The 26,605-nt window shown below is 66.8% G+C and carries 21 protein-coding genes; 2 read left to right on the top strand and 19 right to left on the bottom strand.

All coding sequences use genetic code 11. From position 1 onward, the window contains the following. Positions 1-3 precede the first annotated feature (3 nt). From DMR_RS06340 to DMR_RS06290, 11 genes are all read right to left on the bottom strand, one after another. Complete coding sequence (locus DMR_RS06340) at positions 4-1,911, bottom strand: flagellar hook-length control protein FliK (RefSeq protein WP_015860074.1); 1,908 nt, start codon at positions 1,909-1,911, stop codon at positions 4-6. Between the two features lie 113 nt (positions 1,912-2,024). Next, a complete protein-coding gene (locus tag DMR_RS06335; RefSeq protein ID WP_015860073.1) occupies positions 2,025-3,449 on the bottom strand; it encodes a glycosyltransferase family 9 protein in 1,425 nt (474 codons plus the stop codon). After that, a complete protein-coding gene (locus tag DMR_RS06330) occupies positions 3,442-5,073 on the bottom strand; it encodes a glycosyltransferase (protein ID WP_015860072.1) in 1,632 nt (543 codons plus the stop codon). The genes DMR_RS06335 and DMR_RS06330 overlap by 8 nt, the downstream gene beginning before the upstream one ends. Continuing rightward, positions 5,070-6,770 carry a CgeB family protein gene (locus DMR_RS06325; protein WP_015860071.1) on the bottom strand — a complete coding sequence of 567 codons (1,701 nt, stop codon included), beginning with the start codon at positions 6,768-6,770 and terminating at the stop codon, positions 5,070-5,072. Before DMR_RS06325 ends, DMR_RS06330 begins: the two co-directional genes overlap by 4 nt. After that, on the bottom strand, positions 6,763-7,110 hold the full coding sequence (locus DMR_RS06320; protein ID WP_015860070.1) for an STAS domain-containing protein: 348 nt from the start codon (positions 7,108-7,110) through the stop codon (positions 6,763-6,765). The genes DMR_RS06325 and DMR_RS06320 overlap by 8 nt, the downstream gene beginning before the upstream one ends. Then, on the bottom strand, positions 7,098-7,526 hold the full coding sequence (locus tag DMR_RS06315) for an ATP-binding protein (RefSeq protein ID WP_015860069.1): 429 nt from the start codon (positions 7,524-7,526) through the stop codon (positions 7,098-7,100). Before DMR_RS06315 ends, DMR_RS06320 begins: the two co-directional genes overlap by 13 nt. A 79-nt stretch (positions 7,527-7,605) precedes the next feature. Further along, positions 7,606-8,082 (bottom strand): D-aminoacyl-tRNA deacylase, encoded by a 477-nt coding sequence (gene dtd / locus DMR_RS06310; RefSeq protein ID WP_015860068.1) that lies wholly within the window; start codon positions 8,080-8,082, stop codon positions 7,606-7,608. An 8-nt stretch (positions 8,083-8,090) separates the two neighbouring features. After that, positions 8,091-8,483, bottom strand: coding sequence for a 6-pyruvoyl trahydropterin synthase family protein (locus tag DMR_RS06305; protein WP_015860067.1), 393 nt, complete (start codon positions 8,481-8,483; stop codon positions 8,091-8,093). Between the two features lie 20 nt (positions 8,484-8,503). Beyond that, positions 8,504-9,385 (bottom strand): glycosyltransferase, encoded by an 882-nt coding sequence (locus DMR_RS06300; RefSeq protein ID WP_232502884.1) that lies wholly within the window; start codon positions 9,383-9,385, stop codon positions 8,504-8,506. 52 nt (positions 9,386-9,437) lie between these two features. After that, the gene (gene dnaE, locus DMR_RS06295; RefSeq protein ID WP_015860065.1) at positions 9,438-12,902 is read right to left on the bottom strand and encodes a DNA polymerase III subunit alpha; all 3,465 of its coding nucleotides are present in this window, start codon (positions 12,900-12,902) and stop codon (positions 9,438-9,440) included. Positions 12,903-12,990: 88 nt separating this feature from the next. Next, complete coding sequence (locus DMR_RS06290) at positions 12,991-14,691, bottom strand: FAD-dependent oxidoreductase (protein ID WP_015860064.1); 1,701 nt, start codon at positions 14,689-14,691, stop codon at positions 12,991-12,993. 190 nt (positions 14,692-14,881) lie between these two features. Here DMR_RS06290 and DMR_RS25570 point away from each other — a divergent pair, with 190 nt between their 5' ends. After that, complete coding sequence (locus DMR_RS25570; protein ID WP_268741122.1) at positions 14,882-15,013, top strand: hypothetical protein; 132 nt, start codon at positions 14,882-14,884, stop codon at positions 15,011-15,013. 419 nt (positions 15,014-15,432) lie between these two features. On the opposite strand, the gene DMR_RS06285 is transcribed toward DMR_RS25570, so the two are convergent. The 4 genes from DMR_RS06285 to DMR_RS06270 all read right to left on the bottom strand — a co-directional run bounded on the left by DMR_RS06285 (position 15,433) and on the right by DMR_RS06270 (position 20,695). Continuing rightward, on the bottom strand, positions 15,433-16,665 hold the full coding sequence (locus DMR_RS06285) for a glycosyltransferase family protein (protein WP_015860063.1): 1,233 nt from the start codon (positions 16,663-16,665) through the stop codon (positions 15,433-15,435). Between the two features lie 3 nt (positions 16,666-16,668). Continuing rightward, positions 16,669-18,174 carry a sigma-54 dependent transcriptional regulator gene (locus DMR_RS06280; RefSeq protein WP_015860062.1) on the bottom strand — a complete coding sequence of 502 codons (1,506 nt, stop codon included), beginning with the start codon at positions 18,172-18,174 and terminating at the stop codon, positions 16,669-16,671. Positions 18,175-18,267: 93 nt separating this feature from the next. Beyond that, positions 18,268-19,434 carry a hypothetical protein gene (locus tag DMR_RS06275; RefSeq protein ID WP_015860061.1) on the bottom strand — a complete coding sequence of 389 codons (1,167 nt, stop codon included), beginning with the start codon at positions 19,432-19,434 and terminating at the stop codon, positions 18,268-18,270. Between the two features lie 247 nt (positions 19,435-19,681). Further along, on the bottom strand, positions 19,682-20,695 hold the full coding sequence (locus DMR_RS06270; protein WP_043600184.1) for a polysaccharide deacetylase family protein: 1,014 nt from the start codon (positions 20,693-20,695) through the stop codon (positions 19,682-19,684). A gap of 332 nt (positions 20,696-21,027) precedes the next feature. On the opposite strand from DMR_RS06270, the gene DMR_RS06265 reads away from it, so the two are divergent. Next, the gene (locus DMR_RS06265) at positions 21,028-21,483 is read left to right on the top strand and encodes a hypothetical protein (protein WP_015860059.1); all 456 of its coding nucleotides are present in this window, start codon (positions 21,028-21,030) and stop codon (positions 21,481-21,483) included. Here DMR_RS06265 and DMR_RS06260 read toward each other — a convergent pair. The 4 genes from DMR_RS06260 to DMR_RS06245 form a co-directional block, all read right to left on the bottom strand. Next, a complete protein-coding gene (locus DMR_RS06260; protein ID WP_015860058.1) occupies positions 21,480-23,513 on the bottom strand; it encodes an O-antigen ligase family protein in 2,034 nt (677 codons plus the stop codon). The genes DMR_RS06265 and DMR_RS06260 overlap by 4 nt on opposite strands. Before the next feature lie 107 nt (positions 23,514-23,620). Then, entirely contained in the window at positions 23,621-24,559 is a 939-nt protein-coding gene (locus DMR_RS06255) for a hypothetical protein (protein WP_015860057.1), read from the bottom strand. A 3-nt stretch (positions 24,560-24,562) separates the two neighbouring features. Further along, positions 24,563-25,321 carry an acetolactate decarboxylase gene (locus DMR_RS06250; protein ID WP_043600182.1) on the bottom strand — a complete coding sequence of 253 codons (759 nt, stop codon included), beginning with the start codon at positions 25,319-25,321 and terminating at the stop codon, positions 24,563-24,565. 212 nt (positions 25,322-25,533) lie between these two features. Beyond that, positions 25,534-26,304 (bottom strand): ABC transporter ATP-binding protein, encoded by a 771-nt coding sequence (locus DMR_RS06245; protein ID WP_015860055.1) that lies wholly within the window; start codon positions 26,302-26,304, stop codon positions 25,534-25,536. Between the last annotated feature and the right edge of the window lie 301 nt (positions 26,305-26,605).

Here is a 26,605-nt window from a genome sequence, read left to right as displayed (position 1 = left end):
GTGTTAAGCGAAAAGGTCGAGCCCGGAGGCGCGGGCGGTCATCGGTTCGGGGATGACCAGGGATTCGCCCTGGCCGGCCGCCGCGTCCCTGGCCAGGCGCACCGAGGAGCGGATGCGCTCCAGGGCTTCGCGCTGCTCGCGGGCTTCGTTGTGGCGCTCGGGGCTGTCCCAGGCGGCGGTCTGATTGTCCTGGGAGAGTTGGCTGCGCACCTCGACCTCGGACACCTTGAACCCCTGCTCTTCCAGGGACTGCTTGATCTTGGCGGCGTGTTCCTGGAGCATGGCCGTGGTGTCGGCGTTGTCGGCGGAAATAACGGCCCGGACTTCCTTGTCCTTGACGGTCAGGGTCACCTGGACCTTGCCGAGCTCGTCCGGGGTCAGGGTCAGGGTGAGCTGCTTGGCTTCCTGTCCCGCGCCCTTTAAAATCCCGCTTTCCACCTGCCTGGCCACCCGGGCGGCCAGGGCCGGATCGATAGTCTTGGCTTGCTGGCCGGACGGGGAACTCTTCAGCGCATCCATGGCCGCCAGGGTCGGGCTGGTTTCGGCGGGCTGGCTCGTGGCCGTACGGCCGGCGAAGCGGATCTTGCCCAAGAGTTCGGCCATGGACTCGTCGTGTCCGCTCTGCCCGTTCTGCCCGTTCTGGCCGAATCCGAACGCATTGCCGCCGGCCGCGCCCTGCTGGCCGGAGCCGGTCTGTTGGTGGACTTCGGCGTTCTGGACCGGAGTCGAGGCGGCCTGTTCCTTGGCCTGGGGCGCGACTTCCGGCTGCCCTTGGGCCTTGGCCGAAGCATCGGCGGCAGTGCCGGCAAGGCCGGCCTGTTCGGTGGCCACGGCCCCGGCCTTGGCGGCCAGTTCGGCATGGGCGCCGGCCTTGGGTTCGACGGCCTTGCCGGCCGGGGCTGCATCCGTGGCGGTCTGGGCGGCGGCCGGAGATTCCTGTCCCTCGGCGGCCTTGCCGGCCTGGGGCACGTCGGCCAGGGCGTCAAGCCCGTTGGCGTCGGCCTTGGCCTCGCCTTCCTCGCTGCTCATGGCCACGATCTGACCGGCCTTGCGGGCCACGTCGTCCTGATGCAGGTCCGATGAGCGGCCGGTGGTGTCGCGCTGCCAGGCGTTTTGCAGCACGTCGGAGGCGGCCTCCCGGAATTCGGCCATCTTCTGATTTTCCTGGCCGAGCTGGGCCAGCAGTTCATTTTTGACCAGCGACATGGCGGAGACGATGCCCTGGCCGGTCTGGCCGGAGGATTCGCCCATGAGGCTGGACAGACGGGACTGGGCCTGTTCGGAAAGATTGAGCGCGCGGCCCAGGGCGGTCATTTCCGACGCCCCGACTTGGACCTCGTTTTCGCTCGACATGCCGGCCAACTTTTCGTCGATGGCGGCCATGACCGACTGGGTTTCGCCCCGGGACAGGGCCTCGACCATCTGCTGGGACTGGTCGGCGGTGAAGCCGAGCTTGCCCAGAAGGCCGAGAATCTGGACCTGATCGTCGTTGCCGATGGCCTTCTTCTCGCCCTTGCCGGCGGAGGAGACCTTCTTTTCGACTTCATCCATGAGTTCGCCCCAGGTCATGCCCTTGCCGTCGCCGGCCTTGGCTTCCATGGCGTCGAGTTCTTCGTCGGAAAAGCCTTGGTCCTTGAGTTCGCTGCGCAGGGCGGCAATATCTTCCCGGGTCACGGGCAGGGTCTTGATGTCCTCTTCGGAGGGGGAGGCGGCGGCGGAGACGACCTCGGCGGCGGCGGCCTTGCCGGACAGATCGGCCACGGCGGCGCTGGGCGTGGAATCGGCCCGGGCGTTGTCGAGGAGGCTGGCGAAAAGCGCCGACTGGCGGCTGCCGAGGCTCGAACCGCCGGTGGCGGCGGCGTCGGCCATCACGCTTTGGGTGCGTCGCTGGATAAGGGGAAGAATTTGCATACCGGGCCTCCTGCGCCCACAATTCTTCAAGACCCGTTCCAAATACAAAAAGCGCGTTCCGACAAGGGGTTGCCGAAACGCGCCAGCGGCACGAGGGAGTTTTTTTCCGTTTGCTACCCGGCGAAAAGCGCGGCGGCGCGCGCATACAGGGCCAGGGCGGCCAATCGGGCCGGCCGGGAGCCGTCGCCGTTTTGGAGCAGGCGCTCGATGTAGCCGGCCAGTGGCCCCACGCCCGGGGCGAAAGCTTGTGCAAAGGCGGCGTCGGGCACGGCGCCACGCCGGGTGTCCCGGGCCAGGGCCGCGCCCAGGCGGCTCAGTGTTTTGCCAAGGGCGGCATGGAGGGCCGGCTGGCCCTGGGCCAGGGCTGCGGCGGCCAGCCGTGGCGCAGCTTCGGGAAGCAGGCCGAAGGCGTGGCCGAAGACGGCCCGCCAGAAGTCTCCCACGAGTTCCCGTCCCGCCGACGGGACCAGCCCGGGCGGGACGGAGACCGGTTCCAAAACGCGCAGGCCATACGCGTCCACGGCCGTGCGCAAGAGTTCGAAAGCCGGGATCACGGCCCCGGCCAGACGGTCGTCCTCGCCCCGGGCCAGCCGGGCCGCCACGTAGCCCACCCGCACCGGGTCCAGGCGGTCGCGGCAGACCACCGCCTCCCGGAAACATTCCCAGCAGCCCCGGCAGGACAGGCGCGGACGCAGCACATAATGCCCGGGCTGGTACGGCCCGGTCTCATGGGGACTGACCGGCCCCACCGACAGGTTGAGCACCCGCCAGCCGGTCCAGGCGGCCAAATGCATGGGGCCGGTGTCCGGGCTGACGAGAAGCGCCATCTCCTGGCCAAAAAGCGCCAGTTCCTTGAGGCCAAGCTTGCCGCACAGGTTGGACAGCGGGATGCCGGCAAGCCTTGCCGCCTCGTCCCCGAGCCCGGCCTCGCCCGGGCCGCCCAGGAGCACCGGCACCAAGCCCCGACGGACGAGCTCCCGGGCCAGGGCGGCGAAAAAGGCCGGACCAGGGCGTTTTTCCGGCTGGCTGGCCCCGAGGAACAGCCCAACCTTGCGACGTCCCGGCCCGCCCCGGCGCGGCGCCGGCCAGGATGTCCCGGCCAGCAAGGCCGGCGGCACGATGTCCAAGGCGTTCAGTTCAGCCCAGTGGTAGCGGCCGTGGCGGTTTAGGTGGACCACCGAGGCCCGGTAGAGCTGCCAGTCGCCGCCGATACGGGTTGCTCCGTCGGGGCCGATGGCCGGCCCCAGGCATCGCGCGGCCGGTATGGCTCCGGCCAGCCGGGCCGCCTGGGGCACGATGCCCAGATTGATCACCAGCTCGTGCTCGCGACCGGGCAGGGTAGCGGCGGCTTGTTCCAGACTCAGGAAATGCGCCGGGGGGCCTATGGGCAAAAGCGGCCGGGCAAAGGCGGGATCGGCCACCACGGTGACGGGCCGGCCGGGATGGCTACGGGCCAGCCACAGCAGCAGCGGAAAGGTGAGGAGCAAATCCCCCATGCGCTGGGTCTGGATGACGGCGATGGGCGCGGGTTCAGCCACGGCCGCCCTCCCCGGCCCCGGGGTCCAGGCGGGCCGCCTTTTCCTGCCGGTCGGCGGCCAGGGCGGCAAAGGCCGCGTCCGAGGCGACGGCCAGGGCATCGTCCTCGTACTTGCCGTGGAGCTTCACCTGATTGGCGAAACCGTTTCCCCAGGCTGACCCGCCGGGCTGGCCGGCCGCGCCCGTGGTCTTGGCGTGGACCACGGTCAGATGGCCCCAATACTGCGGGACCTCACGCCGCAGCAGCAGGCGCAGGTCGTGGTCGAGGTCGTCGTACTGGGTGGGCGAAAAGCGGATGTCGAAGCCGCCCACGACGTCCAGCGTCGGCCGGGCGAACAGGTGGCAGCAGCCCGTGACCGAGGCGCAAGGCCGGGAAAGGCGAAACTGCCCCCAGTCCGGCGCGGCCAGCCAGGGCCGGGCCAGCTCGAAGCCCCGGCCGAACGTCCCTTCGGCTCGCGGGGTGGGGAGCAGATGGGCGTCGCCGCACTGGACAAAGCGCGGCGCCTCCTTGGCCACGACCCGACAGCCCCAGACCCCGGCCCCGGGGGTGGCGGCGACCGCCGCGCCAAAGCGGCCCAACCAGTCCGGCGGCACGAAGGCGTCGTCGTCGAGGTAGGCGACAAAATCGCGCTCCCGGACCTCGGGCAGGGCGGCCAGCCAGTTGCGCGCGGCCGGCGCGCCCACGTTGACCGGCAGGCGCACGGTGGTCAACCGGCCGCCCAAGCCCTCGGTCCGGGCGGCGGCCACGGCCGAGACGACGCCGTCCGGGCTGCCGTTGTCCAGGACGACCACCCGGGCCTGGGGCGCATACCGCCAGTCCGATGCGGCCAGGGCGTCCAAGGCCTGGGCCAAAAGATCAGGGGAATTCCAGCAGTAGATCAAAACAGCCAGGCGGCCAGGCAGCCGGGCCAGGGCCATGTCGCGCCCGGCGGCCACGTCGGCGGCCCGGCCGGCCAGCAGCCTGTCCCAGGGACGAAAGTCCCGGGCAGCGGCGTAGGCGGCCTGGGTCTCCCCGCGCCGGCCCTGGGCGAGCAGCGCCTCGGCCAGCCGAAACCATGCCGCGCTGGTCGGGAGCTGCGCAAGCGCCCGGCGCAAATGGGCCTCGGCCGCCTCGGCCCGACCGGCCAACAGCGCCAGTTCGCCGGCGGCCATGGCCCCGGGCACGGCAAGCAACCCCGGCGCGGCGGCAAGCTGGCCCTCGGCCTCGGCCAGATCGTCGCCAGCCGGCAGCATGGGCGCGATCCGGGCCAGCCGGGCCAGCCAGGTCGGCTCGCCCGGCTCCTTGCGGCAGCGCTCCAGCAGATAAGCGGCCATGCGCCCGGTGTCGCGCCGCCCGGCCAGACGTTCGTAGTACGGTTCCGGCCCGGCTGACTTGGCGGCGACGGCCACAGCGGCGGCGGCCCGGGTCTGGGGCGAATCCCCGCCCAGGCGGGCGGCAACAGCGGCGGCAGCCGGGTCCAGAGGCGTTTCCGCCCAAGCGGCCAGGGCCAGGGCAGACGTGAGGGCGGCCTGGGCCGGACCGGCAGCCAAGGCGGCGTCGCGCAAAGGGATGAGTCCGGCCCCGCTGCCGCCGACGGCCAGGAGTCGGCAGAGCGGCCCTGGCAGGCCGGCGCACGGATCGGTCATGGCCGGTCCCTGGGGCCGAAGGTGTCGCGCATGACGGCAAAAAGCTGCTGCATACGGGTGGGATAGGTATGCTCGGCCAGCAGGCGTTTGCGTCCGGCGGCGGCGATGCGCTGCCTGGCCGGGGCGTCGGCCAGATAACGGGCCACCAGTTCGGGGATCTCGGCCGGATCGGCGTAGACCGCCACTTCCTTTCCCGGCTCGAACAGGGCGTCGAGCTGGCGGCGGGCGTCGGTCAAGAGAAAGGCCTGGCAGGCCGGCACGTCGAACACCCGCTGGTTGACCGCGCCCTTCATCTGCTGGCTGGTGGCGTTGAAATTGATCTCGGAGAGCGGATAAAAGTCGGGCAGTTGATCATAGTAGGCCAGCTCGGACTGATAGCGCCAAGCCTGGCCTTCATCCGAAAAGGTCTCGCGCCAGCCCGGATCGCCGACGACAAGGGGCCGCCAGGGCAGGAGCTTTTCCACGCAACGGTTGCGGTAGCGCCGGGTCGCCTCCCAGATGACGGCGGTCTCGAAGGCCAGCCGCCGTTCGGGTGGCAGCCCGGCAAAGGCCGCGACCAGCCCCGGCCAGGCCTCGGCCAGATGGGCGGCCACGGTGCGCGCCCGGCAAGCGCCAAACGATTCGGCCAGCGCCCCAAAGGCCCGGGCCAGTTTTGGCGGCGGCGCGCTGGCGGCCAGGCGCAAGGCGGTCTTTCGCACCATGGAATTGCCGACAAAGGATACCCTGGCCCGCCAGGGATGGTCGGCGGCCAACGGCGGGCGCGGGCAAAAACGCGTCTCGTCGGCGGCCAGCGGCAAGTAGTGGACATGGGGAAAGCCGGCGGCCGTCAGCGGCGCGAGGCTGTCGGCGTCCCAGGTGAAAAGCACCGTCTCCCGGTTGGCCGCCGGCCGGTAGAGCGGCAGGATGAGTTCCGGGCTGTCCACGAACCACGAGGCCAGGGGCAGGTCCAGGGAATCCAGCAGTTCCAGCAACACGCCCTGCTTGTCCACGCCCAGGTGGTTGACGGTAAAGACGAAATCGGGCCGAAATTCCGCCACGGCCCCGCGCACCAAGGCCACGAAGGCGCCGCGGTCCAGGCTGTCGCCGATTTCGACATAGCGGCACGGCGCGCCCAGGCGGGCGCAGGCGGCCACGGCCTCGCCGACCAGAAACAGCTTGCTCGTCAGGCACAATACGCGCGGCAACGCCGAGGCAAAGCGCGCCGCCGCCGGCGGCCCGGACAGGGCCTGGGCCAAGGCGACGACGTAGGCGGCATGGAGCCGGCGCTGGACGGGATGGGGCGAAAAATGCAGGGCGGACAAGCCCCGGGACTGGGCAAAGGTTCGCACGGCCTCGGCGGCCCGAACCGGGTCGGCCGCGTCGATCCAGGCCACCTCCGGGTCGTCGGCAAATCGCGCCGCCGTGCCGGCCAGCCCGGCCACGTCGGGGTCGCGGTCCACCACGGCGACCGGCCGGCCGGCCTGTCGGCAATGAGCGATTTCAACGCCCAGGCCGGCCCCGAAAAAAACCGGCAACGCGCCCGTGGCCAGGGCGGCTTCGGCCCGGGCCAGGGAAGCGGCCTCGCCGGCGCGGCCGCACAGCGTCCAGGTCTTGCCCTGGTGGCGCAGCCGGACGTCGATCAGCCGGCCCTCGGCGTCGGTCACCGCCTCGGCGCGGCCAGGGACGGCAGGCTCCGACGGCGCGTCCGGGTTATTCACACACCCCGGTCAAGGCCGTTTCGTCGGGCAGGACGCTGAAAAACCCGAGCAGTTGCACGAGGCCCAGGGTTTTCTCCACGGCCGGACTCAGTTGATACAGATAAAAGGCCTTGCCCGAGCTTTTCATGCGCGTGTTGCACGAGACCAGAAAGCCGATGCCCGAAGAATCCATGAAGGGCACCGCCGACAGGTCAATGACCACGGCGCGCACTTGCCCTTCGCCCTCGCCGAGTTCGGCTTCCAGGCGGCGCTTGAGATCGGCCGTCATCTCCAGGGTGATTTCCCCGGCGTACTTGAGCAGCAGCGCCCCGCCAAGACGTTTGATCGTCAGGTTTTCCACCGCGGCGCACCTATGTCCTTGTGAATGAAGACCACGTTTTCGCCGTTATGCCGGCGCACCTGGCAGTCGTTTGCCAACATGCGCATGATATAAAGCCCCCGTCCGCCCTCGGCGTCGGGACCGGGATTTTCAAAGCGCACGTCATCGCCAAAGCCCTTGCCCCAGTCCACGATCTCCAGCTCGATCCACGAGCCGGGACTCACCGCCAACCGCACTTCCAGCGGCCCGGGCTGGCCGCCGTAAGCATGGCGGCAGACGTTGGCGCAGGCTTCAGTGAGGATGATGTCGAGATCGTGGAGCACGTCGCCATCGGCCAGAAACGCGGCGAGATAATCGACCACGTCCTTGGCCAGCCGTCGGCTGTCCCCGGGATGGGATTCGGTTCGAAACACCTTGCGGGTCACCGCGCGCTCCATGGCCTTGCTCCACGGCCGGCCCGGCGACCACCGCCCGACCAAGCCACGCCCCAGGTTTGCTCCGAAAGCCCGGGCCGCGTCAAGTGGCCCCGCCCAGATCGGCGCTGTCGAGCAGGATGGTCACCGGCCCCCAGTTGACCAGGGAAACGTCCATGTCCGCACCGAAAACGCCGCTGCCGACCCGCCCGGGCAGGGCCTGCCCAGCCATCTCCACCAAGGCGTTGTAAAGCCCCAGGGCAACCTGCGGCGGCGCGGCCTCGGAAAACGACGGCCGCCGCCCCTTGCGGCAAGAGGCGTAAAGCGTGAACTGCGACACCAGAAGCAAGCCCCCGCCGGTCTCGCGCAGGCTCAGGTTGAGCTTGCCCGCCTCGTCGGGAAAAATCCGCAGATCAAGGAGCTTTTCCAGCGTCGCCCGGCAAGGCTTGCCGGCGGCGAAATCCGATCCATCGGCCGCGCCGAAGCCGACCAGGACCAACAGGCCCGCCTCAATGGACGCCACCGCCTGCCCATCGACCGCCACAGAAGCCTCACGCACCCGTTGCACGACCAGTCGCACGCCGCCCCCTATTCTTCCATATACGTGGCTTTGCTGGAGTCCTTCTCCGAGACCGACACGCAAACCAGCCGCACCGGCTGGCCGGCCAGAGCTGCTTCCAACTGGCGGTAGACAAAGCGCGCCAGATTTTCCGACGACGGATTTTCCAGCGAAAAAGCCGGCAGGTCGTTTAAGTGTCGATGGTCCAGGCCGGCCAGAATCTCGCGCAGCCGGCCGCGCAGCACTTTGAAATCGACCAGATATTCCACCTTGGGGTCCAGGCGCTCGCCCTCGACCACGGCCTCGACGCCGAAATTGTGGCCGTGCAGGTTCTCGCACGGGCCTTCGTAGCCGCGCAAACAATGCGAGGCGCAAAACCCCTCGCTCACGGTCAGCCGCCATTTGCCTTTTTTCGTTTCCATGCATCCTTCTCCGGGCGGCTTCAGCGGCCCTGGCGTTTGCCGTCCTCTTGGGCGGCCAGGACCGGCTCAAGCTTGCGCCCGACCTTGGCCACGCCTTCCATGAAACGGGCATACTCGGGATTTTCCGAGAAGCTCACCCGCACCCCGTCCAGCGTCGCGTCGTACTTGCGGGGCATGAACAGCTCGCGCAATCCTTTTGCATACAGTAACTCGTTGAGCCGGCGCATACGTTGGGCTTCCTGCCGGTTTTTGTCGTTGCGCAACTCGTTGATGCCGCCCGTTTCGTAGGGCGTATGCTCGTGACGGACGTACTTGCCCCACTTGTCCACATAGCCGGCCGTCAAGCCGGCCCTGGCCAGGCGAAAGCCGAAATCCTTGTCCTCTTCGCCGTAGAGTCCGTAGTCCTCGCACCAAAACCCGAGCTTCTCATGTACGTCGCGCCGGGACATGCAGCAGGCCCCGGTGGTAAAGCTCCGAGCAATAAACACGTCGCCGTCGCCCAGCCCGGCAAGCGTCTCGGCCGGACAGTTGTCCCAGACGTGGAAACCGGCCGTGCCCACCTCGCGCTGGCGCGTCAACACGTCCATAAGGACCTTGGCCCAGGCGGCGTCCTGGATGATGATGTCATTGTCCAGACGCACAAAAAACGGTTCCCGCGACACGGACAAAGCAAAATTGTAGCCGCAAGCCACGCCCATGTTGTGGTCAAACAAATACAGGTCGTCGATCTTCTTCTTGTTGTGCAGGCGCAGCAGATAGGCGACCGTGTCCCTTTCGCTGCCGTTGTCCACCACCGTCAGCCGGTAGTCCGCGTCGGTCCGGGACAGAATCGACTCCAGGCACTTCACCGTGGAGGCAAGCCGATTGTACGTCACCACGGCAATGTGCAGCGTTGGGGACATGTTCCCTTCCATCCTTGGCTTCCCTTGAGTCGGCAAGGCCGTTCCTGCGGCCTCAAGCCTGCTGTCGCCCAAGGACGCCTTGCTCGAAGGCGTCGAGTTCGCGGCGCAGTTCGGGGCAGCGCTTGACGCCGTAGTGGTGGCCCAGGCGCAACCGGCACACGGCCTTGGGCAGATTCATGATGAGATGGACGGAATTCTCGCCGGGATAGCGTTTGAGGATTTCCCCAAGGGGCCCCAAGCCCACGGGCTGCTCATCCTTGCAGGCCACGAAGATTTCGATGGGCTCGTCGCTGCCGCTGACGATGTTGACCAGGGGATCAAGCCGCACGGCTTGCAGCTTGATGATCTTTTTGCCTTCGCCCTCGCCCTGGTCGACGTTGCCGATCTTGGCGGTGAGATACAGCGGCACGTCAGCGTCGAGGTGTTCGCGGCAGGCGGCGTAGACATCGGAAAAGACCACGGCCTCGGCCTCGCCGCCCAGATGGTCCTCGAGCTTGCAAAAGGCCATCTTCTGGCCTTTCTTGGTGATGATCTCCTTGGTGGAGACGCAGATGCAGGCCAGCTTCACCTCGACGCCGGGCTCCATGCCGTCGCACTGGGCGATGGTGGTCAGGCGCATGGCCCGCAGATCGCGTTCGTAGGCCAGAAGCGGATGGCTGGTGAGGTAAAAGCCCAGGGCCTCTTTTTCAAAAGCCATCATCTCTTCGTGGTGCCACTCGGGCAGTTCGGCCTCGGCGCAGGAAAGGCCCAGGCCCACGGTGGGCTTGGGCTTTTCGGGCATAAGCGTCATGAGCGAGAGCCGGCCGTCGTTTTTCTCGGCGGCGCGCCGCTGGCCGATGGCGGCGGCCTGGTCCAGGCCGGCCGCCAGCCCGGCCCGCGTACAGCCGAAGCTGTCGCAGGCCCCGCATTTGATGAGGTATTCGATGACCCGCTTGGTGATCTTGCGCATGTTGACGCGCGAGGTGAAATCCAGAAGCGAGGTGAAGGGGCCGCCCTCTTCCCGGGCGGCCACGATCTCGGCCACGGCGTCGCGGCCGACGTTTTTCACGGCGGCCAGGCCGTAGAGGATCTTGTTGTCCTTGACCGAAAAGTGCGGATAGCCGGCGTTGACGTCAGGCGGCAAGAGCGTCAGGTCGTTGTCGCGGCAGGCGGCGATGTACTGCAGCAACTTGTCCTGGTTTTCCATGTCCGAGGTCATGAGCGCGGCCATGAAGGCGACCGGATAGTGGGCCTTCAAATACGCTGTATGATAGGAAATGAGCGCGTAGGCGGCGCTGTGGGACTTGTTGAAGCCGTACTCCGCGAACTTCTCCATCAAGTCAAAGATTTCGTTGGCTTTCTTCTCGGGGATGTCGTTTTGGGCGCAGCCTTCGACGAAAAAGCCGCGCTGCTTGCCCATCTCCTCGGCGTTTTTCTTGCCCATGGCCCGGCGCAGCAGGTCGCCCGCGCCAAGGGAAAAGTTGGCCAGCACCTGGGCGATCTTCATGACCTGTTCCTGGTAGACGATGACGCCGTAGGTGGGTTTCAGCGTCTCTTCCAGGAGCGGATGCGGGTACTCGACCGGGTCTTCGCCGTGCTTGCGGCGGATGAAAAGCTCGACCATGCCCGACCCCAGCGGCCCCGGGCGATACAGCGCCAGCATGGCGATGATGTCCTCGAAGCAGTTGGGCTTGAGCATCCGCAAATACTTACGCATGCCCTGGCTTTCCACCTGGAAGATGCCGTCGGTGTCGCCCTTGGCGAAAAGCTCGTAGGTGGCTTCGTCGGTAAAGGGCAGGGTGTCGAGGTCGGGCGGCTCCTCGCCCATCTCGCGGATGATTTGGAGCGTGTCGTCGATGACCGTCATGGTCTTGAGGCCCAGGAAGTCGAACTTCACCAGTCCGGCCTTCTCCACGCGCTTCATGTCCCACTGGGTCACGGTTTCGTTGTTCTTGCCCTTGTACAGCGGCACATACTCGGTCATGGCCGTGTCGGACACGACCACGCCGGCGGCGTGGGTGGAGGCGTGGCGGGCCAGACCCTCCAGACGGCGCGAGACGTCGATGAGCTTGGCCACCCGGCCGTCCTGGGCCATGAGGGTTTTCAGCTCCGGCTCCTGGGCCAGGGCCTTGTCGATGGTCATTTTCAGGTCTTCGGGGATGAGCTTGGCGATGCGGTCGGTCTCGCCAAAGCTCATGCCCAAGGCCCGGCCCACGTCGCGCACCACGGCCTTGGCCTTCATGGTGCCAAAGGTGGTGATCTGGGCCACGGCCTCTTCACCATAATGCTCGGTGACGTAGCGGATGACCTCGTGGCGGCGGCGTTCGCAAAAATCCACGTCGATATCGGGCATGCTCACGCGCTCGATATTAAGAAACCGCTCGAAGAGCAGATCGTAGGGCAAGGGATCAAGGTTGGTGATGCGAAGGGCGTAGGCGACCAGCGACCCGGCCGCCGAGCCGCGCCCGGGGCCGACGGGGATGCCGTGGTTCTTGGCCCAGTTGATGAAGTCCTGGACGATGAGGAAATAGCCCGGGAAGCCCATCTGCTTGATGACGTCGAGTTCCAGCTCCAGCCGGTCCCAGTAGCGTTTGGGGTCGGCGCCTTGCATCTTGGACAGGCGTTCGGTCAGGCCCTTGCGGGCCAAATCGGCCATAACCTCGTCCAGGGACTTGCCGGGCGGGGATTTGTAGACCGGAAAATGGTAGTCCCCGAATTTGAGCTGGAGATTGATGCGCTCGGCGATCTCGCAGGAATTGGCGATGGCCTGGGGCACATGGGCAAAGGCAGCGGCCATCTCGTCCGGGGAGCGGTAATAAAGATCCTGGGTGGTGAAGCGCATCCGCTTAACGTCGTCCACGCAGGCGGCGGTCTGGATGCACAACAGCACGTCGTGGGCTTCGGCGTCGTCGGCGCGCAGATAGTGGCAGTCGTTGGTGGCCACCAGGGGCAGGCCCATGTCGTCGGACAAATCGATCAAAAAATCGTTGATGATGGCCTGTTCGGGAATCTCGTTGGCCTGGATTTCGAGATAAAAACGGTCCGGGAAAAGGCTGGCGTACTCTTTCGCCATGGCCCGGGCCTGGTCCTTGCCTTCCTTGAGCAGCTTCTGGTTGATCTCGCCCTTGATACAGGCCGAAAGGGCAATAAGCCCCTCGCCGTATTGGCCAAGCAGCTCCTTGTCCACGCGGGGCTTGTAGTACATGCCCTCGGTGTGGCCCAGCGTGGCCAGCTTGAGCAGGTTTTTGTAGCCCGTCATGTTCTGGGCCAGAAGCACCAGATGGTAGCGCGGCGTGCGCGGATCGCGGTCGCGGCGCGAGGTCGGCGAAACGTAGACCTCGCAGCCGATGATGGGCTTTAATTCGGCCTTCTTGGCCGCGTCGTAGAAGATGAGCGCGCCGTGGAGGTTGCCGTGGTCGGTGATGGCGGCGGCCGGCGAATTGAAGCTTTTGGCGGTCTTGACCAGATCGCCGATGCGGATGGCTCCGTCGAGGAGGCTGTACTCGGTATGGCAGTGCAGGTGCACGAAATCGGGCATGGGGGTGCGCTCTTGGGAAGAAAAAAGTCCCGGGCGGGATCGCCCGTCCGGGACGGTATAGCGCTAAACGCCGCCGCTGGAAACGCCCCTAGGCCGGCCTGGTCTTTTTCCAGTAGGGATGGGCGATGTCCTCGAAGGCCGACAGGGCCGCGGTGGAGCCGTCGCCCACGGCGTTGACGATCTGCTGGGAACCGCCGGTGACGTCGCCGGCGGCGTAGATGCGCGGGATGGAGGTGCGCTTGGCCCGGTCGGCGACGATATAGCCGTTGGCGTCGAGATTCAGCCCCAGTTCCTGGGCAATTTCGGTGTTGGGATTAAGCCCGATGGCCACGAACACGGCGTCGGCGGCGATCTCCTGCTCCTTGCCGTCGGCCCCAAGCAACCGCACGCCTGTCACCTTGGCCTCGTCGCCCAGGATTTCCACCACATTGGCCCCCAGTATGGTGGGGATGCCCGAGGCGGCCAGGGCGTCCTGCAAGTGCTTCTCGGCCCGAAACTCGGTGCGGCGGTGCACCAGGGTCACGTCCACGCCCAGGTTTTTGAGGTGCAGGGCGTCGGTGAGCGCCGTGTTGCCGCCGCCGACCACCACGGCCTTTTTCTCGCGGTAGAGGTAGCCGTCGCAGGTGGAGCAGTAGCTCACGCCAAAGCCGAAGTAGCGGTCTTCCCCAGGCGCGCCGAGCTTGCGCCAGGACGCGCCCGTGGCCAGGATCAAGGCCTTGGCCACATAGACCGACTTGTCGGTGTAGACCTCGACATGCTTGCCGACCTTGACCTCGTCGATGCCCTCGCCTTCGTGGATGTCGGCGTAGCCGCGGGCCTGCTCGGCGATCATCTCCATGAGCCGCTTGCCCGGCACACTGGCGAATCCCGGGTAGTTCTCGACCACCGGCGTCACGGCCACCTGGCCGCCGATGACGTTTTTCTCCAGTACCACGGCGGAAAGCCCGCTGCGCACGGCGTAGACGGCGGCGGTCAGCCCGGCCGGGCCGGCCCCGGCGATGACCACGTCCACCTCCTTGACCGGATAACCGCCGGGCGTCTGCACCCCAGCGGCGGCGCGCTGCTCGGCCATAAGCTCTTCGGCGGGCCGCAAGGTCACCAGTTCCACCACGAACCGCTCCTCGGGCAAAAGCCCCAAGGTGGAAAAGGTCTCGTTTATCACCGTATGCGGCACGCTGCCGACATGGTAGCGATCGGCGAGCTTGGGATGCTGGGAGGAATCCACGCACCAGGCCGAGACAAGATCCGGCCGCTCCACGGCGGCCCGAAAGGCGTTGCCCACCTGGCCCGGACAATAGGGGCACGAGGGATTGACGAACACCTGGACGTGGCGCTTGTCCTCAAGCTCCTGCAACAGCTGGCGGGAAATCTGGGACAGGCCGCTCTTGCCGGCCGACAGGCGCATGATGGTCTCGACCAGGGTGCGGGCCTCCTCGCCCAGGGGCGCGCCAAGGTAGCGAATCCGGCAGCGGTCCGGGGCGAGAAGCAACGTCGGGGAAAAATCCACCTCGTAGAGCTTGGCCTCGGGGCTGTCCAAGCCCAGAAACCGGGCCGTGATCTTGTCGGCGATCTCGGCCAGCTCCCGGCACAGGGATTCCATGAAGGCGTTGTAGGGCGTGTTCTGGCGCGGGTCGGTGAAAACCACCAACTCCACCGATTCCTGCATTCCGTCAAAGAACTTCCGCAGTTCCGGCAGGCTGTCCTCGGGGATCAGCCGCTTGGGCGCAGCCGGCTCCTGGGGTTTCTGATCCGCCGCTTTCTTTTTCTTGTCGTTGCCGAAAAGGGCCATCGTGCCCCTCCTTGCTCGTTTCCTGAAGGTCTTGGCTCATTGTGTAGCCAATGCGCGGCAAAGAGGCAAACAGTTGCAAGGCTGGAGACGTTTTTTCCTTGCGGGCCGGCGCAAAAAGCCTAGAACGAAACCAGGGAATCAGGGAGTCCGGTCCGGGGGGACCGGAATAAGCACACTGGGGGATGAGGCCATGAAAGATACGCTCATCGCGGCCGCGATGGTCTTTTTTGCGGCCATCATGTCGTTTTTCCCGTCAGCCTGGGAACCGGTCAGCGAAGCCGAAGCCCGCGATTTATTGGGGAATGACGCGGGGGAGAATTAGGGGAGCAAAGAGAAGAGAAGAGGCCTCCGGCGGCTGGGGGCCTGAGGCCCCCAGACCCCCCGAATGAAGAAAAGGGGTAAAGGGGGGCGGCACGGATCGGTGCTCTGGCGAACGCCGGGAACGGCGACGCTTTCGTTCGTCTTATGCGCAGGCGATTTTCAACGCCGCGCCCAGCCTAACTTTTCCCCTTGCAGGGGTCCGGGGATCATTCCCCCGGCGGTGCTACGGAGTTTCCCGTCAAGCGCCATCCCCGATCTTTTGGCTTTCCAGCCGACAAAGCGCCAATCCCCACATTCCCCCCTATAAACCTTTCTCCAGGTGGGGGGTCTGGGGGCCTCAGGCCCCCAGCCGCCGGAGGCATTCTTCCCTCTTCCCTCTACCCTCTACCCTCTACCCTCTTCCTTCCTCTTCCGGCTCGCTCACTTCCCGTTCGGGCAGGCGATGTCGGCTTCGGCGCGGCAGGCTTCCTGGCGGAAGGCGTTGATGCGATGGGAGATGACGGACAGGCCGGTGAAGGGGAAGCGGGCCATGGCCGCCTTGTAGGGCGCGGGATCGGCCAGGAGCCGGTTGAGCTTGGCCCGGATGGTGTCCGGGGAGAGTTCGTCCCAGGGCAGAAATTCGATCAGGCCCTGGCGGCTGAGGACTTCGGCCCGGATGCGTTGTTCCAGGCGCGGCACTTCGCGGGGCACGACCAGGGACGGTTTGGCCTGGGACAGGATTTCGCAGGTGGTGTTGTAGCCGCCCATGGTGACGATGGCGTCGGCCAGTCCCATGAGCGTCTCCATGCGGCGGTAGAAGTGGTAGAACCGCGCCTTGACGGCGGCGGCGCGACGGGCCACGGCCTCGCGTTCGGGCCGGGGCATGAACGGGCCGGAGACGAAGATGACCCGATGGCGTGGGCCGCCGCCCTGCTCCAACATGCGCAGATAGGCGTCCATGAGGGGATAGCCGTCGCCGCCGCCGCCGGTGGTCACCACCACGAGCTTGTCCTCGGGGGCGATCTTTTCCTCACGGCGGATGGGGTTCATGGCGTTGGGCAGCGGCACCCGGCGCGGGATATAGCCGGTGAAGACCATCTTGCGGCTGATGTGTTCGGGAATGGCGTATTCGGCGATGGGATCGTAGAATTCGCGGTTACCGTAGACCCATATTTCGGAATAGTACTGGTCGAGGACTTCGTAGACGCCTTTTTCCCGCCATTCGCGGCTGGTGGAGGCGGCGTCGTCCATGATGTCGCGAAGCCCGAGGATGGTGCGGGTGCGCGGCATCCGGCGCTTGAGCCACTTGAGCGTGGGGATGACCTCGCGACGCAGTCCCATGGGGGCCTTGTCCACGATGAACACGTGGGGCTGGAAGGCCTTGGCCGTGGCCACGATGATGTTGCGGCGGATGTTTAAGGCGTGGCGGGCGTTGATCTTGATGGAAAGGGGCAGGTATTCCTCATTGGTCTTCTTGATCATGCCGGGGATGCGCACGAAATCCACGCCTTCGGGGGTCTCGTAGCGTCCGGCCAGGGGCGAGCCGGTGAGAATGAGGATATTGACGCCCCGATGCCGCAGGTGCTCGGCAATGGCCATGGTGCGCCGCAGATGTCCCAGACCGTAGGTGTCGTGGGAATACATCAGGATGTTGAAAGTGCCGGGCGCTGCCATGGATCAGGGAACGTCGATGCCGAGCTTGCGGTATTCGTTTAATTTGTTGCGCAGCGTGCGTACGGAGATGCCCAGCAGCTGGGCGGCCTGGGTGCGGTTGCCCTCGGTGCGGTCCAGGCTTTTGATGATCATGTGGCGTTCCATGATGTCCAGGGGCACCACCTCGCCGGGCGCGCCGCCGGGCGCTTCGCCGAGGTTGGCCACGGCCGCGCCGGCCTCGAAGGGATCGGCCGGGGCGTCATCGCCCAGGCCCTCGGCGTCCTCGGCCATGGCTAGGTCGTCGTCCGCGCCCTCCCCTTCTTCGCCGGGCCAGACGTCGGGATCGAGCAGGAAATGCGATTTGCGGATGGGGCCGTCGCCGGCCAGGAGCACGGCGCGTTCCATGAGGTTTTGCAGTTCGCGCACGTTGCCGGGCCAGTCGTAGGCGACAAGCCACTCCTTGGCGTCGGCGGAAAAGGCCAGGGGCGGCAGGCCGTAGGCCTTGCGGAACTTCTCCACGAAAAACTGGGCCAGGCGCGGGATGTCGTCGCCGCGCTCGCGCAGGGGCGGGAGCTTGAGCGGGATGACGTTTAAGCGGTAATAGAGGTCCTGTCGGAACTTGCCCTCGGCCACGGCTTCTTCCATGCGGCGGTTGGTGGTGGCCAACACCCGCACATCGACATGGACGGTCTCGGAGCCGCCCACCCGGTCGAATTCGCTTTCCTGAAGCACGCGCAGGAGCTTGGCCTGAAGGCCAATGTCCATCTCGGAAATTTCGTCAAGAAGGATGGTGCCGCCGCTGGCCATTTCGAATTTGCCGAGCTTGCGGGCGATGGCTCCGGTAAAGGAGCCTTTTTCGTGGCCAAACAGTTCGGATTCCAGCAGATGCTCGGGCAAGGCGGCGCAGTTGATGGCGACGAAGGGGCCGTCGGCCCGGTCCGAGGAGGCGTGGAGGTAGCGGGCGAACATTTCCTTGCCGGTGCCGGATTCGCCGGAAATGAGCACCGTGGCCTTGGAGCGGGCCACCTGCCGGGCCAGGGCCAGGACGCGGCGGATAGCAGGATGCTGGCCGACCACGGCGAAGCCCTTGCCCGAGGCTTCGGGCTGACTGGCCGGCCGGGACGCGCTGGCGGTGACGGGGCTTGCGGCCAGGGGAACGGCTACGGACCGGGCCGGGGACTCGCCCGGCAGCATGGCCTGGATCTTTTCCCAGGACAGCGGTTCGAGCCAATAGTCCTTGGCTCCCAGCTCCAGGCAGCGGGCGGCCTCGGCGGCCGTGCCCCGGTCGGTGAAAACCACGACCGGCGGGAACTGTTCGTCGTTCTTGCCTTCGGCCAGCAGACTCTCGGCGGTGTAGACGCCCATCTTGGCCTGGGAGAAAATCAGCGTCGGCGGCGCCTTGCGAATGGCGGCCAGAGCCGAGGCCAGGGAGTCGGCGATGCCGGCGGCGATCCCGGCTTCTTTGAAGTCCGGGAAAAATTGGGTCACCGCCTGGGCCGGGGCGACAAAAAGTATTGTCTTTTCCGCCATCGGCGCAGTTCTAGCCCGAAGCCCAGCGGGTTTCAACCGGTTGGCGACACAATCCGGCGGTTGTTTGCAAATTCCTTGCCCGGCAGCGCGCAATCAGGCCAAACCGCACTGCCGCAACAGCCCGGCCAGCACCTTGTCGCTGTCAAAAAACTCCTCGGCAATGGCCCGGGCCGCCCGGCCGGCCCGGAGCGGATCGGCCTCCACCTGGGCGATGGCCGCCATGGCCGCCTCTGGTCCCTCGAAGGGGAAAAGGCCTTCCCCGGTCGGCAGATAGGCCCCAAAGCCGGTGTCTTCCACCACGGCCGGCCGGCCGGCGGCCAAAAAGGCGGCGGTGCGGTCGGAAAACCAGCCGCTTTTGAGCACCACGTTCTGGTCCTTGGCGATGGTGAATTCGCCCCGGCTGGCCCGGATGTAGTCACGGTAGCGGTCGGGATCGCGGGAAATCTCCAGGGCGTCGCGCACGTCCCAGCCGGCGGCGCGGTAGCGGTCGGCGTTTTCCTTCATGCCGCTCATGGCCATGCCCAGGGCCACGCCGGGCAGCCTGCCGGGCAGATCGAGGATGGCCTCGTACTTGACGTTCTTGCGCCAGGACAGATGGCGGCCGGCCACTTCCACGTCGCGGTCCTTGGCTTCCCAGGTGCCGATGGTGGTGTAGCCTGCGCCGGGTCCCTCCCCCACCGGCCAGCAGTCGAGGATGACCGGCGGCAAAAGCGGCTTCCAGTCGATGTTGGACAGGGGCACGCCGGTGGTCCCGGCCGGCAGGTTATAGCCGTAGGTGAAGCAGGTCTGGTGGGCGGCGAAATAGTCGTGGCTCCAGGCCTCGGAGGCGACCTTGACCTGGGTGAAGACCGGATCGGTGTCGATGACGGCCCGCACCGGAATGCGCGTATATTCCTCGCGCAGGGGAATCACGCCGGAGATGTTGAGGAAAAAATCAGCCTCGGCCAGCTTGCGGTCCAGGCTGGCCTGGTCCAGGCCGTAGAGGCGGCCTTCGATGTCGCTGCGGTAGGCCCAGCGCCCGGCCAGGCCGTGGGCGGCGAAAAGCTTGTCCACGATGGCCCGGCCCCGGGTGGAATCCGTGCCGGCGTAGCCCAGGACCGGATCGAAGGGGTAGGCCCAGTCGGCGGTTTCTTCGAGAAACAGCACGTCATGGCCCAGCCGGGCCAGTCCGGCGGCGAAATGGAGCATCATCCAGACCTGGCCGCCCAGGGGGAACCCCACGGCATAGCCGGCCACCACAATGCGAAGCGGTTTCGTCATGTTCTCCCCATACCGTCGCCGGGAGGCCAGAGCCGCCAAGACCGGGACAGGCCTCGCCCTGGTCGGCCCGAGCCGCGCGGACAGCGCCCAGGCAACGGACGCGCCAGGACAATGCCGAAGATTATTCGATATTTCTAAAGGATGTCGGCAGGTTTTTCAAGGGGGAGCAAGGCGCTCGGCCGCACGGTCAACAAGTCCGCGGACTTGTCCCGGCTGCCGGGACCGTGGGCGGACAAAGGCCACGCGGTCAGACGCCGGGCTTGCCCTTGCCCTCGACCCACAGCTTGACGCCCTTGTCGAGGGTGACCACGGGGATGGCCTTTTTCTTGAGGAAATCGGCCAGCTGGCCGAGCTTGGCCGCGTCCCAGGGCTCCCAGCCGAGGTCGGAGCCGATGCCGTGCAGGCAAAAGATCACCCAGCCGTCCTCGCGCATGGCGTGTTCCTTGATGAGCCCGATGATGGCCTCGGCCGGGTCATTGGCGTGCACCACGAAACGCTTGAGCCAGTAACGGTCGGTGGACCCCTTGCGGTTAAAGTCGTCGCCGCCGTTGGCCACCTGGGCGTAGAAGCGCTTGGACAGCTCGCTCATCTCCGGCGTCCAGTAGTTGTGGGGCGTGACGTAGGTGCTGACCTTAAAGCCCCGCTCTTCCAGCTCCTCCTTGGAGGCCTGCATCTCGCGCTCGTAGGAGATGGCCACGATCTGCTGCTTCTCGGCGCTGGCGGCTTCGAAGGGATGGACGATGACCTCGCCGATGAGTTCGTCGAAGTAGTAGCTGCCGGGCTCGTTTTTCACCATCTTGCCGCTGGCCCGCTCGCGCAGGACCTTGCCGTTTTCCATGAGGCCGGAAAGTTCCTCGTACTTGTATTTGGCCTCGTACAGCGGCCGGTGGCCGGCCACGGGCTTGAGCAGCAGGCACTTTTCCTCGGCGATGAACTTGGGGATGTCGATGGGCCGCTTGTGGGTGAGGCTGTGGGAGGCGATCTCCCAGCCGGCGGTCTGCAACTCCTTGAGCTGCTTTTCGTCCATGAAGTCGGGGTCGCCGGAGTCCACCCGGTCGGCGATGACGGCGGTGGTGGCCACCAGCCCGTACTTGGCCAGCACCGGGTAGGCGTACTGGTAGACGCTGGACAGGCCGTCGTCGAAGACCAGGGTCACCATGCCGGCCCGACACGGTCCGGCCGAGGCGGCAGAAACCAAGACCAGGGCGGCCAAAAGGGCCAAGGCACGGAATAAAACACGCAAGCCGTAAGCCTTTTTCATGAGTCTTCCGCAGGCATGGAAGCCGCTTGAGGTTGGGTCCGCAATTCCTACAAGACCAGGGCGAAAAGTCAACGGCCGCAGCCCGGAAACGCGGCAAAAAACGGGGCCGCCGAAGCGGCCCCCAAGCGGTGCTCAACAACAACACGACGGTAAGGAGGGATACGTCCGGCCGCCCCGGAGCCGTGGCGACGCAGCGGCCTTCCCCCAGAAAATAAGCATTCCCGACCGGCCGGCAAGGCCCCCCGGCCGCCACGTTGACGGCCCGGGAAAAAGTGGTATGTGGCCCTTGCCGACCGGAGAAGTCTTGCCGGACGGCCATTCACGGAGAAGCCATGCACCAACGCCATGCCGCCTTAAGCGCCCTGTGCCTGCTTTTGGCCCTGACCGCCGCCACCGAGGCCATGGGAGCCGCCAAACACTTCCGGGCCACGGCCGAGCATTTCAACGAATACGCCACCAAGGCCGCCGACCTCTATTTCAAGACCGAGAGCGCCCCCGAGAAAAACATCCTGTCGCATCTCACCGCCATGTGCGCCATCTACGCCGAAAAGGCCAACGGCCTGGCCCGCATGGCCGACGTGGCCGAACACATGACGGCCAAGCGCGACGCGGTCTACGTGGCCGAGCGGCTGCGCGAAATGCGCGCCTCGGTGCTGGCCTCCCTGCCCCAGGACACCAAGCTTTTGGCCGAACTCGTGGAAAATCAGGAAAACCAAGGGCTGCGCCAACTTGGCGCGCTGGTGGTGACCGAACTGCGGGTCTTCGAGCGAAACACCCAGAACCTCTAAGGTTCGTCGCCTCTTTCAACTTCCCGGCCGCCAGCCCCGCTCGGGGTCGGGGGCACTTCCCGCGCCTCTTGTCCGGCCCGGACCGCCACCGCCACCGCCAGCAGCCTGGGGTCGGGCGCGCCGTTTTGGGCCATGGGCACAAACGCCGTCTCGGGCATGACAAAGATCGTCCTGGCCCGGCCGTCGCCGGCGTCGGGCAGCCGGTAACGCCGCGTGGCCGGCTCGCCGCCCAGGCGCAGCTTGTCCAGGGGGCCGGCGTCGGACACCAGCAGCACGTCCTGGGGCACGGGCGAAAAAAGCGTCAGCTCCACCTCACCCGGCGCGACCAGCACGGCAGCGTTGCCCGCGCTCCAACGCATCTCCCGCCCGTCCATCCTCTCCGGCGGATAAAACCCCTCATAGACCACCTCGCCGGCTCGCCACTGGGCCAGGGACAGGCGTTCCCGGGTGCGGGACAGCCCGAAATCAGCGGCATAGGCGACCAGCCCGGCCAGGGCCAAGACCCAGGCCATGCCCCCGGCCAACCGCGCCAGGCGGCCGGGACGGGTCCGGCCTTCCAGGGCCATGGCCCGGGCCAGGGGCGGGGCCAGCAGGAACAGCACCGCCGGCACGTAGAACATCTCCTGAAAAAACGCATAGACATGGAAGGCGACCAGGGACAGCAGCAAGGCCAGGTCGAGACTTGAAGCCGTGTCCCGGACGGCGCGCCACAACAGCAACCCGGCCCGGCCGGCCATGACCAACCACAACGCCAACCCCGCCAGCCCCAGGCCCGAGACGATCTGGATGTACATGTTGTGCGAAGTCTCGAAGACCTCGGCGTTCTTGTCGCCGTAGCGGCCAAGCCAGGCGGCCGGCGTGGCCAGGAGCACCGGATAATGCCGGGCGTAGCTTTCGTAGCCCAGGCCAAAGACCGGGCTTTCGGCGGCGATGAGCAGGCCCGAACGGAACAGCGTCGGCCGGGGCGAATCCGTAAAATTGCCCACCCGCTCTTTCAGCAGGGCGTTTATCGGCCGGCTGACGGCGGCCAACTCCTTGCCCGAGGCCCAAAACGACACCCCGACCACCAACGCCCCGCCAACGGCCAGGGCCGGCAGATGCCCCCAGGGCCGGCGCAGGCGCAGCATGGGCCCGCCCTGGAAATACAGCCATACGGCGGCGGCGAAGGTCAGGCCGCCGGCGATCCAGCCGGCCCGGGCCAGGGTCAGGACCAGGGAACCGGCCACAAGGGCCAGGCAGGCCGCGCCGAAACACCGGGACAGCTTGGAGGGGCGCGCCAGGGCGATAAGGGCGAAAGGCGCGGCCACGGCCAGGTATTCGGCGTACCAGCCCGGATTGGCGAAGACCGAGGTGAAGCGGTAATGGAGCAGATAGTGGTCGCCGCGAAAATGCAGGGCCAGGCCGTAGACGATGGAGACGACAAGACCGGCCAGGATGCCCGAGGCCAGGGTCTCGAAGCGCCCGGGCCAGGGGTTTCGAGCCAGCTCGCGGACAAACACGGCAAATACGGCCAGCCGCGCCGCCGCGCCCAGGACGTAAGCCGGGGCGTCGGCCGGGGAAAAGGCCACGGCGGCGAAAAAGGCGGTGGGCCCGAAAAAGGCCAGCTGGGCGGCCAGACGGTCCCAGGGCAAAAGGAGCGTGGACCCCAGGGCCAAAACGGCCAGCGCGCCGAGACACGCGCCGCACGGGCCGGCGCCGGCTTGGGACTCGGCCTCGGCTTGGCCGAGATTGCGCCAGCCCAGGGCCAGGGCGGCCATGTCCAGGATCAGGCCGAAGGCGGCCGAAGGATAGACGTAGGCCTGCCAGCCGAAGAGAAAAAGTGTGGCTCCCAGCAGAAAAAGGCCCATGGACAGCCCCCGGCGCGACACGGCCAGGGACAGGCCCCAGACCGCGACCAGGGCCACGAAGGCCTGGGCCGGCCGCCCAAGCCCAACCAGCACGGCCGCCGAAAGCAGGCCATGGCCGGCGGCCAGGGCCAGTCCGCCGGCCCGCAGCGTGCCGGCAAGAAACTGGATCAGGGCCTCGCTCATGGCGAGGTCCGCTCCCGCGTCGTCCAAGCGGACGCCGCCATGAAATCGTGGGGTTGCATCATGGTTTATTCTTAAAAAAATACGGCGGTATTTTTTAAGCCGCGACCCTAGGGCCGCTCCTTATCCGTGGGGCAAAAGGCGTTGGGCACGGCCACAACAATGTCGTCGGCGTCGCCGAACAGGCCGTTTTGGCCGGCCGAAACCGCGGCATCGGGCAGGCAGGGGAAATCCGGGCTCTCGCCCTCGTTTTCGTTGAGCAGATACGGCGACCCCCAGGGATCGCGGGCCAGGCGCTCCAGGGTCCGGGGCGAGGCCTTGGCCGCCGCGCCCAGACGCTCCCGGGCGGCCTCCCACTGGCGGCGGCAGACGTCGCCCTGGGGAACCAGCCGCAAATCGCGACCCTCGCAACCGCAGCTCGTGCAGTTTTGGCCCGTCACCGCAAATAAGGGCTTGCCCGTGGCCTTCTTGGCGGCCAAGGCCAGCTCGGCCAGGGCGTCCAGGGCGTTCTGGGCCTCGGTGCGCTCATGAAGCAGCGCCACCATGGCGGCGAAATCCCGGCGTTTTTTGGCCAGGGTGTCGCCAAGGAGCAGCGAGGCGGCAAGCAGGCCCACGCAGACGATGAGCGCCGTGCGCACCCGCCACAAGGCCCGGGCCTCGTAGCGGTCCACGGCCAGCCGCCAGTCACCGGCCTTGCGCTCGGCCAGTTTCCTTTCCAGGGCGTCCAGCCGCGCCTGGGCTCGGCGGGCAAAGCCGGCCAAGATCTCGGCACCTGGCATTGGGCCAAGTCCAGCTCGGACTTCGGTCAGGATCTCGCCGCCCGCCCCAAGCTGTCCGGCCAGGGCGTCGAGGTCCTCGGCCAACAGCGCGGCCACAAGCCCGGCGTCCCGGGCGTCGGCGGCGGCCAGCAGGGCAAACAGGCCGTCCAGGCGGCCGGTAGCCCGGCCGAGCAGTTCCTCGGCCCGGGCCCGGGCGGCCCTGACGGCGGCATCGGCCGCGCGCGGCGCTGGCCGGCGTTCGCCCGGCATGAAAAACGACAGGAAATCCAAGAGCTATTCCGTCCCGGCAGCGGGTTTGGCGACATTCGCGCGGGGCAGCGGCCCAGGCGGCAACCGAATGTCCATGGCGGTCACGGCCTCGCCCCGGGCCTTGGCCGCGTCCACTTTGAGGGACAGCACATGGCCGCCGCGCCGCTTGTCGTTGCTCAAATAGTGGAAATGCCAGCCCGGCGGGGACAAGGCCGGCAAGCCCGACGGCGTGTAAAAGCCGACCAGGGTCCCCTGCTCGTCGGCCAGGGGGAACGTGGCCTGCCGGCTGATCGCCTCGGCCAGGGGCGGCCAGGGCTTGGCCTGGGCCGGAACGCTGCGCACGGTCAGCTCGCCGAAGCGGCCGTCCACACGCACGGCGCACATCTTGGAGGGATCGGGCAGCCGGGCGGCCAGGGCAGCGGTCAGGCCCGGCAGATCCAGGCCATCCACCCGGCCGAGATCAATGCTCCCGCCAAAACGCGCCACTTGGGCAAAGGGCGCGGTCTGGCCCGGCTTGGCCTTGTGCACCACGCCGTCAACAGTAATTTGGTACACCACGCCGTCGAGCACCACCATCTCGCCGTTTAGGGCGTCAAAGGTGCCCAGGCCGAAATCGCCCTGCCCGGCCAGGGCCGGCATGGCGATCTGGCCGGCATAGTCGCCGGCCGAGAGCGCCTCAATGGTTCCGGTCTGGTGCAGCGTGGCGGCCGGAAGCTGGCCCGCCAAGCCGAAAAGCAAACAGAGGACACAGGCGAGAACCCGTCCCGAAAACCCTCGCGGCATGGTTGCCCTCCCCGACGCGCACCTGGCGGCGCGCTCTGGAAATGTGTTCATCGAAGTGGCGAGACAAGGCCTAAAGCCGGTCCTTTTTCACGGACGCGGCGTCTGGCTTGCATCCCAAGGATAAAATAAGTCCGCCCGACCGCAGGAATGAAAAAGTGCTGCCAGCCCGTGGCCGGCAATGCCTGGCGAGGCCGACACCCAGGGACGCGAGGCTAGTCCCGGCCGTCGCCCTCGTCGCTGTCCGGCTCGGGTTCGCCGGCCAAAAAGCGCTGCACGGCCGGATCGTCGCAGTCGCTGATGTCCTGGGGCAACCCCTGCCAGAGGATGCGGCCGGCGTCGAGCATGGCCACGTGGCCGGCGATGCCGAAGACGTCGGGGATGTCGTGGCTGACCAAGACCGCCGTGAAGCCGAATTGGCGGCGCGACTGGTCGATAAGCGCCAACACCGAGGCCTTGCGGATGGGATCAAGGCCGGTGGTCGGCTCGTCGAAAAGCACCACCCCCGGCTCCGTAACCAAGGCCCGGGCCAGGGCGACGCGCTTTTGCATGCCGCCGGATATCTGGGACGGGTATTTGTGCAGGATGCCCGTCAGTTCCAGGCGCTCGGCCATGGCCCCCACCCGGGCATCCGCCTCGGCCTCGCTCAGGCGCAGGGTCTCGCGCAGAGGTAGGGCGATATTTTGCGACACCGTCATGGAGTCAAAAAGCGCCATGTTTTGAAACATATAACTGCACCGGCGGCGAAAGGCCCGGCGCTCGTCGCGGCTCATGGCCGACAGCGGCTGGCCCTGAAACAGGATGTCGCCGGAGTCCTGGGCCATAAGCCCAATGATGTGCTTGAGCAAAACGCTCTTGCCCTCGCCGGACTTGCCGATAACAGCCGTGACCATGCCCTCGGGCACGACCATGTCCACGCCGCGCAGCACCGGCTGTCCCTGGAAGGCCTTGGTGAGGCCGCGTATCTCGATCATGGGCTGGGTCATGACGCCTCGTCCGGTAAGAAATTGAGCCGGGCCACTTTGACCGCATTCGGCCCCGATGGCAAGGCTGGCCGCCCGGGCCGGCTATGGCTCCCCCGTCCGGCCCGCTCTGGGGCATGGTCGCCAATAGCCTTGAATGGATACATTTTCCACCATGACATAGGCCGATTGTTTCCCGCCGGCCGGGGGAGGCGGCACATGGTTTGCAACTCCGCCTGAAGCCGGCAAAATCAGCCCGCCTCCTGGGACGGCCTTGTATCCGCCCGCGATCAGGGCTAAAATGAAACGGTCGGCCCCACGAGGC

Origin of the sequence: Solidesulfovibrio magneticus RS-1, from assembly GCF_000010665.1 — a bacterium.
Taxonomy (GTDB): Bacteria; Desulfobacterota; Desulfovibrionia; order Desulfovibrionales; family Desulfovibrionaceae; genus Solidesulfovibrio; species Solidesulfovibrio magneticus.
The sequence above is the reverse complement of the archived record's forward strand: the minus strand, read 5'-3'. Positions and strand labels throughout refer to the sequence as shown.

What these genes read in the sequence shown, in the direction of transcription:
- DMR_RS06340 (WP_015860074.1), bottom strand. Translation starts at nt 1,911, where the DNA reads ATGCAAATTCTTCCCCTTATCCAGCGACGCACCCAAAGCGTGATGGCC.
- DMR_RS06330 (WP_015860072.1), bottom strand. Translation starts at nt 5,073, where the DNA reads ATGACCGATCCGTGCGCCGGCCTGCCAGGGCCGCTCTGCCGACTCCTG.
- DMR_RS06315 (WP_015860069.1), bottom strand. Translation starts at nt 7,526, where the DNA reads ATGGAGCGCGCGGTGACCCGCAAGGTGTTTCGAACCGAATCCCATCCC.
- DMR_RS06305 (WP_015860067.1), bottom strand. Translation starts at nt 8,483, where the DNA reads ATGGAAACGAAAAAAGGCAAATGGCGGCTGACCGTGAGCGAGGGGTTT.
- DMR_RS06300 (WP_232502884.1), bottom strand. Translation starts at nt 9,385, where the DNA reads ATGTCCCCAACGCTGCACATTGCCGTGGTGACGTACAATCGGCTTGCC.
- dnaE (WP_015860065.1), bottom strand. Translation starts at nt 12,902, where the DNA reads ATGCCCGATTTCGTGCACCTGCACTGCCATACCGAGTACAGCCTCCTC.
- DMR_RS06290 (WP_015860064.1), bottom strand. Translation starts at nt 14,691, where the DNA reads ATGGCCCTTTTCGGCAACGACAAGAAAAAGAAAGCGGCGGATCAGAAA.
- DMR_RS25570 (WP_268741122.1), top strand. Translation starts at nt 14,882, where the DNA reads ATGAAAGATACGCTCATCGCGGCCGCGATGGTCTTTTTTGCGGCCATC.
- DMR_RS06285 (WP_015860063.1), bottom strand. Translation starts at nt 16,665, where the DNA reads ATGGCAGCGCCCGGCACTTTCAACATCCTGATGTATTCCCACGACACC.
- DMR_RS06280 (WP_015860062.1), bottom strand. Translation starts at nt 18,174, where the DNA reads ATGGCGGAAAAGACAATACTTTTTGTCGCCCCGGCCCAGGCGGTGACC.
- DMR_RS06275 (WP_015860061.1), bottom strand. Translation starts at nt 19,434, where the DNA reads ATGACGAAACCGCTTCGCATTGTGGTGGCCGGCTATGCCGTGGGGTTC.
- DMR_RS06270 (WP_043600184.1), bottom strand. Translation starts at nt 20,695, where the DNA reads ATGAAAAAGGCTTACGGCTTGCGTGTTTTATTCCGTGCCTTGGCCCTT.
- DMR_RS06265 (WP_015860059.1), top strand. Translation starts at nt 21,028, where the DNA reads ATGCACCAACGCCATGCCGCCTTAAGCGCCCTGTGCCTGCTTTTGGCC.
- DMR_RS06260 (WP_015860058.1), bottom strand. Translation starts at nt 23,513, where the DNA reads ATGAGCGAGGCCCTGATCCAGTTTCTTGCCGGCACGCTGCGGGCCGGC.
- DMR_RS06250 (WP_043600182.1), bottom strand. Translation starts at nt 25,321, where the DNA reads ATGCCGCGAGGGTTTTCGGGACGGGTTCTCGCCTGTGTCCTCTGTTTG.
- DMR_RS06245 (WP_015860055.1), bottom strand. Translation starts at nt 26,304, where the DNA reads ATGACCCAGCCCATGATCGAGATACGCGGCCTCACCAAGGCCTTCCAG.